The sequence below is a fragment of the Jatrophihabitans sp. genome (genome assembly GCF_036389215.1).
In the GTDB taxonomy this organism is placed as follows: domain Bacteria; phylum Actinomycetota; class Actinomycetes; order Mycobacteriales; family Jatrophihabitantaceae; genus Jatrophihabitans_A.
Map to the genome: position 1 here is coordinate 46,279 of NZ_DASVQG010000346.1, position 6,070 is coordinate 52,348.

The 6,070-nt window shown below is 70.1% G+C and carries 5 protein-coding genes; 4 read left to right on the forward strand and 1 reads right to left on the reverse strand.

Translation table 11 applies throughout. The features are described 5' to 3' along the window. The first annotated feature begins 32 nt into the window (after positions 1 to 32). The 4 genes from VF542_RS19990 (at position 33) to VF542_RS20005 (ending at position 4,673) form a co-directional block, all read left to right on the forward strand. On the forward strand, positions 33 to 1,160 hold the full coding sequence (locus VF542_RS19990; RefSeq protein ID WP_408653452.1) for a class I SAM-dependent methyltransferase: 1,128 nt from the start codon (positions 33 to 35) through the stop codon (positions 1,158 to 1,160). Positions 1,161 to 2,014: 854 nt separating this feature from the next. Beyond that, entirely contained in the window at positions 2,015 to 2,923 is a 909-nt protein-coding gene (locus VF542_RS19995) for a DNA-formamidopyrimidine glycosylase family protein (RefSeq protein WP_408653453.1), read from the forward strand. 277 nt (positions 2,924 to 3,200) lie between these two features. Beyond that, positions 3,201 to 4,118, forward strand: coding sequence for a glycerophosphodiester phosphodiesterase family protein (locus tag VF542_RS20000; RefSeq protein WP_408653454.1), 918 nt, complete (start codon positions 3,201 to 3,203; stop codon positions 4,116 to 4,118). A 141-nt stretch (positions 4,119 to 4,259) separates the two neighbouring features. Further along, complete coding sequence (locus VF542_RS20005; RefSeq protein WP_408653455.1) at positions 4,260 to 4,673, forward strand: ATP-binding protein; 414 nt, start codon at positions 4,260 to 4,262, stop codon at positions 4,671 to 4,673. 12 nt (positions 4,674 to 4,685) lie between these two features. On the opposite strand, the gene VF542_RS20010 is transcribed toward VF542_RS20005, so the two are convergent. Further along, the coding region (locus VF542_RS20010) for an NAD-glutamate dehydrogenase domain-containing protein (protein ID WP_408653456.1) at positions 4,686 to 6,070 on the reverse strand (1,385 nt) is incomplete at its 5' end.

A 6,070-nucleotide genomic window follows, 5' to 3' on the forward strand; every position in this document is an offset into this window, starting at 1 on the left:
TCAGAGGCGGCCCGGCCTGGCATGCTCGCCGGATGACCGGCTTCGACTTCGGGCGGCTGCGGCGCTTTCCTGATGTGGAGGCGGCCAACCTGTTCGCCGCCGACGCCACCGACCGGCTGCTGCTGGACACCGCAGCGTCGTCGGTGGCCGCGGCCGGACCGGGTGAGGTCGTGGTGGTCGGCGATCACTACGGCGCGCTGACTCTCGGCACCGCCGCCCGGTTCGGGTGTGCGGGGATCCGCAGCCACACCGACGCGCTGACCGGTGAGCTGGCGCGGGCCTTGAACGCCGACCGGCTGGGGTTGGCCGGCAGCTATGCCGATTGCTCCCTGTCGGCCGAGTTGTTCGCGGGCGCGCGGGTAGTGCTGGCGCAGGCTCCCAAGGGCTTGGACGAGCTGGCCGAGTGGGTCGGGCTGATCGGCCGGCATGCCGATCCCTCGGTGCGGGTCTTCCTCGGTGGGCGGGTCAAGTACCTGACACCGTCGATGAACGACGTGCTGTCCTCGGCCTTCGAGACGGTGACGGCCGGGCTGGCCCGGCAGAAGTCCCGGGTGATCGAGGCCTCGGGGTTGCGGCGAGATCTTCCGGTGTCTCTGATGCCGGAGTTTCCGCGGCGGGAATGGCATGCCGACTTCGGGATGTGGGTGTGCGCGCACGGCGGAGCGTTCTCCGGCACCGCGATCGACCTCGGTACCCGGCGGCTGCTCGGGGTGCTGTCCGAGCTACCCGATGCCGGATCGGCAATCGATCTGGGCTGCGGCACCGGCGTACTGGCCGTTGCCTTGGCCCGGCGAGGCGTTCGGGTGCTGGCCAGCGACTCCTCGGCGGCGGCGGTCCGGTCCTGCTCGGCGACGGCGGAGGCGAACGGGCTGGCCGAGCTGGTGACGGTGCGCCGCGACGACGCGCTCGGTTCGGTGGCTTCGGACAGCGCGTCGCTGATCGTGTGCAACCCGCCGTTCCATCTCGGCGGCGCGGTGCACGCGGGTGCGGCGGTCAAGCTGTTCGAGGCGGCGTCCCGGGTGCTGGCACCCGGCGGTGAGCTGTGGACGGTCTTCAATTCGCACCTGGGTTATCTGCCGACGCTGCGGCGGCTGGTCGGTGCGACCCGGGTCGTGCACCGCGATCCGAAGTTCACCGTGACGGTGTCGGTCCGCCGCTGAGCGGTCAAGGCACCGGGTGCGGCGGTCGGCGCGGGCACGCGGTGGGCCGCCGATCTTTCTGCGTCCGGACAGATCGACCTACCGTGGTATCACCGATAAGCTGCGCTACCCGCACCCAGCTGCTGGACGCTGGTCCCTACCACGAAAGGCATTTCATGAAGCTCAGAGGAAAATTCGCGGCGGTGGTCTGCGCTGTCGTCCTGGCGTGCACCGCCATGAGCACAGGCGTTGCTTCCGCCGCGGATTGTGGCGGTTACAGCGGCAGCAACAGTTACTGCTAATAAGTGCGCTAGGGACAACTCGGCGGGCCACCGTCTGAACTTAACTACTGGACACTGGTTCCTACCACGAAAGGCATTTCATGAAGCTCAGAGGAAAGTTCGCGGCGGTGGTCTGCGCTGTCGTCCTGGCGTGCACCGCCATGAGCACAGGCGTTGCTTCCGCCGCGGATTGTGACGGCGGTTGGAGCGGCAGCAACAGTTACTGCTAATAAGTGCGCTGGGGAAGGCCGGGCGAGTCACCGCCTGAACCTCAACTGCTGGACGCTGGTCCCTACCACGAAAGGCATCTCATGAAGCTCAAAGGAAAATTCGCGGCGGTGGTCTGCGCTGTCGTCCTGGCGTGCACCGCCGTGAGCACGGGCGTAGCTTCCGCCGCGGATTGTGGCGGTTGGAGTAGCAGCACCGGCTACCACTGCGAGTAGACCCGCTGCCGGAACTTGCGGCCGACGCCTCGCGGTCCACGCCTTCTTGCGGCCCATCCACTATCGAGAGCGTGAGCTCGACGGCACGGCGCATGGTTCAGTCGGTCATCTCCGAACGACCTGACCTAGGAAGCTTCGCTACCGTATAGCCATGCCGGAACTACCGGAAATCGAGGCGCTGGCCGCGTTCCTGCGCGAGAACGCCGTCGGACGGACCGTGATCCGCTCCGACGTGGCGGCCTTCAGCGTGATCAAGACCTTCGACCCGCCGCTGACCGCGCTCAACGGGCTGACCGTCACCGGCGCGAACCGGCACGGCAAGTTCCTCGACCTCGAGGTGGACGGCCTGCACCTGGTCACCCACCTGTCCCGCGCCGGCTGGCTGCAGTGGCGGGAGAAGCTGTCGCCGGTGCCGCCCAAGCCCGGCCGCGGGCCGCTGGCGTTCCGGCTGCACCTGGCGCCGGCCTTCGACCCCGATGACGACCCGGACGCCGACGACGACGCCCCGGACGAGCCGCCGGCCGGCTTCGACCTGACCGAGGCCGGCACCCAGAAGCGGCTGGCGGTCTACCTGGTCCGCGACCCGCTGGACGTTCCCGGCATCGCCCGGCTCGGCCCCGATGCGATGCGGATCGACCTCGATGCCTTCGCCGCCCTGCTGGCCGACCAGCGCGCCCAGATCAAGGGGGTGCTGACCACCCAGTCCATCCTGGCCGGCATCGGCAACGCCTACTCCGACGAGATCTTGCACGCGGCCCAGATCTCGCCGTTCGCGATCGCGGCCCGGCTGACCGAGTCCCAGGTGAGCACCCTCTACACCGCGATGCGGACCACCCTCGCCGACGCGGTGTCCCGGTCGGTGGGCCAGCGGGCCGCCACCCTGAAGTCCGAGAAGCGCAGCGGCCTGGCGGTGCACGCCCGTACGGGCCTGCCGTGCCCGGTCTGCGGTGACACGGTGCGCGAGGTGTCCTTCGCCGACAAGTCCCTGCAGTACTGCCCGACCTGCCAGACCGGCGGCAAGAACCTCGCCGACCGCCGGCTGTCCCGGCTGGTGAAGTAACCCGGCTGGTGAAGTAACCCACCTGGTGGAGTGACCGGCTGGTGAATTAGGCCGCACCCGCAGACATTTTCGGCGGGGCGGGTTCCGGATCGGGCCACCGCGAGCGCACACTAGACACTGTGAACGAATTCGGGCCACGCCTGGTCCCGGGTGTCGACCGCGACATCCATAAGCGGCCACAGCTGATCACCGACCCTGATACCGGCAACGACGGTGAGCCGCCCGGCTCGCCACCCCTCTCCGTCGGCGGCGGCCCGCGCTCCTGCTAGCGCCGCCCATGGCACGCCCGCTGTCGCGGTACCGGAGCCGTCCGGCCCTGGAACCGAACCAGAACCCGCTGGTGATCGCCCACCGGGGCGCCTCCGGCGATGTCGCCGAACACACCCTGCCCGCCTACCTTGCGGCGATCGACACCGGCGCCGACGGGCTGGAATGCGATGTCCGGCTGACCCGGGACGGTCATCTGGTCTGCGTGCACGACCGCACCGTCAACCGCACCTCCAACGGCACCGGCATCGTCAGCGAGTTGGACCTGTCGGGGTTGCAGGCGCTGGATTTCGGGTCCTGGCACGACGAGCTACCGAGTTCGGCCGACGAGTTGCTGACCGACTCGCCCTACCTGGCCGGCGTCGCCCCGGACCGGGAGCAGCCGGACAGCTCCACCGTGCTGACCCTGGAGACGCTGCTGGGGGTGGTGGCCGATGCCGGCCGCCCGCTCAAGCTGCTGATCGAGACCAAGCACCCCACCCGCTACGGCGGCCTGGTGGAGAAGGAACTGGTAGGGCTGCTTCGTCGCTTCGGGTGGGCCAGGGACGCGGTGCCGACCGCCGGTGCCGGGCCGGCATCGGCGGCCGAACACCCGGTCACCATCATGAGCTTCGCGCCGATCGCGCTGCGGCGGATCAGGCAACTCGCGCCGTCGGTGCCGCTGACCCTGCTGATGGAGGAGCGCTGGATCCCGCTGCGCCGTGACGGCTCGCTGCCGGCCGGCGTGCACATCAGCGGTCCCGGCATCCGGCTGCTGCGCTCGGAGCCCGACTATGTCGAGCGGGCCCACCAGGCCGGCAACCGGGTGTTCTGCTGGACGGTGGACCAGCCCCAGGACGTCGAGCTGGTCAGCGACCTGGGGGTGGACGCCATCATCACCAACCGGCCGGCGGCGGTGCTGGCCCAGCTCCGGCAAGCCGCCCGGTGAGGTGCTGGCACGGACAGTAACCGACATGTCGCCCAAAGTGGTCGTGGCTTAGACGTTTATCGGGCTGCCCTGCCGGGTACAAAACCTGACGTCAGCGGTGTCGCCAGTCGGGCGCGCCGAGCGACCTCGGAGGCGGGTCAGATGTCCACCCTGTGGGTCCGGCACGCGCCCAGCAGCGCCGCGGTGGCTCGCCGCGGCGTGCTGGCGGCCTTCGATGCCGCCGGACTGACCACCGAGCAGGCACTGGACGCGGCACTGATCGCCAGCGAGCTGGTCGGCAACGCGGTCCGGCATGCCGCGCCGCTGCCGTCCGGGCAGCTGGCCGTGAGCTGGTCGGTGGACTCCGACGGTTACCAGATCTCGGTCACCGACGGTGGCGTCCCGGGAACCACCCGACCGGCGATCGCGGCCCGGCACGCCGGTTGCCAGGACGCCGACGGCCGGGGCCTGCGGATCGTGGCCGAACTGTGCGACGACTGGGGTGTCGCCGCCCGGGCCGGCGCCACCACCGTCTGGGCCCGCACCAGCACGCCGGCTGAGCCGGCCAGCGCCTGAACCGATCGGGCCTCAGTACGTCGACTTCACCGCCGAGGACGGCAACCCGCGCATCACCCGCAGCACCACCGACAGCGTCGCCAGGTCCACCTGGTCGCGCGACAGCGCCTCGGCGAAGGTGGTACGAGACCGCTCGACCCGCTCCGGGTTCTGCGCGGCCCAGCTGTTCAGCCGTTCGGTGGCCAGCAGCGACGGGTCGGTGTCCTTGAGCACCGAGGCGGTGACGGCGGCCAGCGCGGCGTACACGTCGTGCCGGATCGCCGCCCGGGCCAGTGCCGACCACCGGTCGTCGCGGGGCAGGTTGGTGACCGCGGAGAGGATGTCATCGACGCTCAACCGCTCCGACAGCGCGAAGTGCAGGTCGGCGACCTCGACAGCCGGCCGGTCGTTGGCGACCGCGATCTCGACGACGTCCAGCAGCAGGAAGGAGCTCAGCAGGCAGGAGATCTCCAGCGCCAGCTCGCGCGGCAGCCCGTGCCCGACCAGCCGGTCGACCTCGGCGTAGAGGTTCTCCCGCTCCCGGCCGCGCAGCAGCTCGGGCACCTTCGGCTTGATCTCCTCCACCGTGGGGCCGAACCGCTCGATCTCGGCGGTCACGTCGCTGATCGGGAACCGGACGTCCACCAGCCAGCGCACCGCCCGGTCCATCGTCCGGCGCACCTCGCGGTAGCCGATCTGCTGGGCATCGGCGCTGACCTGGTTGTCCAGCGCCTCCAGGCTCGCCCAGATCTGCTCCAGGCCGAACACCTCGCGGATCACCGTGTAGGCCCGGGCGATCTGCGCGGGGTCCGCGGCCGTCTCCTCCTGCGCCCGGAACACGAACGTCGAGCCGCCCCGGTTGACCAGGTCGTTCACCACGCAGGTGGCGATGATCTCGCGGTGCAGCGGGTGCGCGGCGAGGTTGTCGGCGAACCGCTCGGCGATCGGGTGCGGGAAGTAGGAGCGCAGCACCCGTTGGAACCACGGCTCGTCCGGCAGCGTCGAGGCACCGAGCCGCTCGGCAAGGGAGATCTTGACGTAGGCGGTCAGCACCGCCAGCTCCGGCGAGGTGAGGCCGCCGTGCTCGGCCTCACGGGCGGCCAGCTCCTTGTCGGTGGGCAGGAACTCCAGCTCCCGGTGCAGCCGCCCGGCCTTCTCCAGGTCCTTGACCAGCCGCCGGTGCACCGACAGGAGGGACCGGGCGCCGTGCCGGGCGACGCCGAGCAGGACGTTCTGCTCGTAGTTGTCGCGCAGCACCAGGGCCGCGACCTCGTCGGTGACCGAGGCCAGCAGCTTGTTGCGGTGCGCCATGTCCAGCTGCTTGGCCTGCACCGCCTGATCGAGCAGGATCTTGATGTTCACCTCGTGATCGGAGGTGTCCACCCCGGCCGAGTTGTCGATGGCGTCGGTGTTGATCC

Bases quoted from the DNA above. Each gene is read 5' to 3' on its own strand.
- VF542_RS19995 (WP_408653453.1), top strand. From the start codon at position 2,015: ATGCCGGAACTACCGGAAATCGAGGCGCTGGCCGCGTTCCTGCGCGAG.
- VF542_RS20000 (WP_408653454.1), top strand. From the start codon at position 3,201: ATGGCACGCCCGCTGTCGCGGTACCGGAGCCGTCCGGCCCTGGAACCG.
- VF542_RS20005 (WP_408653455.1), top strand. From the start codon at position 4,260: ATGTCCACCCTGTGGGTCCGGCACGCGCCCAGCAGCGCCGCGGTGGCT.
- VF542_RS19990 (WP_408653452.1), top strand. From the start codon at position 33: ATGACCGGCTTCGACTTCGGGCGGCTGCGGCGCTTTCCTGATGTGGAG.